Origin of the sequence: Pseudomonas sp. SIMBA_068 (genome assembly GCF_046534705.1) — a bacterium.
Classification (GTDB): Bacteria; Pseudomonadota; Gammaproteobacteria; order Pseudomonadales; family Pseudomonadaceae; genus Aquipseudomonas; species Aquipseudomonas putida.
This window is the reverse complement of sequence record NZ_JAWRYI010001203.1, coordinates 1-249: the sequence shown is the minus strand read 5'-3', so window position 1 is coordinate 249 and position 249 is coordinate 1. Positions and strand designations below refer to the sequence as shown.

Annotated in this window: 1 pseudogene; it reads right to left on the bottom strand. The window is 61.0% G+C overall.

Features of this window, described 5'->3' with window-relative positions:
• Positions 1 to 167: 167 nt before the first annotated feature.
• Positions 168 to 249, bottom strand: a pseudogene (locus tag SB756_RS33340) (hypothetical protein); the annotation flags it as partial.

Here is a 249-nt window from a genome sequence, read left to right as displayed (position 1 = left end):
ATGGCTCAGTCGGGCAGCGTGATCTGGTCGAGACGTTGCTCGAGCACTTCCTGAGCAGCAGCCCCATGGCCCTGGCCGCCACCGACCAGCTCAGCCTGTCGCCGCCCGAGGTTTTTCGCCCACAGCCGCAAGCCCCCGTCATTGAACTGCGCATGGCTGAGGTGAACCAGCTCTTCGACTTCGTTGTGGCCTTCGTCGCCATCACCGAGCTCTTTCTGAATGGCCTTCATCTGCTCATTCAGGTAGTAC